Origin of the sequence: Pantoea sp. SIMBA_079, assembly GCF_046940275.1 — a bacterium.
Classification (GTDB): domain Bacteria; phylum Pseudomonadota; class Gammaproteobacteria; order Enterobacterales; family Enterobacteriaceae; genus Pantoea; species Pantoea borealis.
Genome location: NZ_JAWRYR010000797.1, coordinates 1 through 243, shown reverse-complemented (window position 1 = coordinate 243; position 243 = coordinate 1). Strand labels below are relative to the sequence as shown.

At 52.7% G+C, this 243-nt stretch carries 1 protein-coding gene; it reads left to right on the top strand.

Annotated features, from left to right (window positions below; all coding sequences use genetic code 11):
* Positions 1-86 precede the first annotated feature (86 nt).
* Positions 87-243, top strand: a 157-nt coding sequence (locus SB719_RS22140; RefSeq protein WP_412160031.1) for an amino acid synthesis family protein, incomplete at its 3' end; no start/stop codon positions are given.

Sequence of the window (243 nt, the reverse complement as noted above, 5' to 3'; positions counted from 1 at the left end):
ACCAACTTTTGACATCCCAAAAGCGCCGATGTTATGCCCCTTTCACCAGTAGTAATTAACAAGCCGTTAACTTGAAAGGGGATTACATGCATCCGGACATTCGTAAAGCCATCGTCACAACTGAAACGCTGTATACCGACGGCGGCAAAGCGGAAGGCGCGCCGCTGGTGATGATTGCCGCTGGAGCCGTGGTCAAAGATCCGTGGGCTGGCAGAGGTTTTGTTGCAGATCTGGCACCGGACA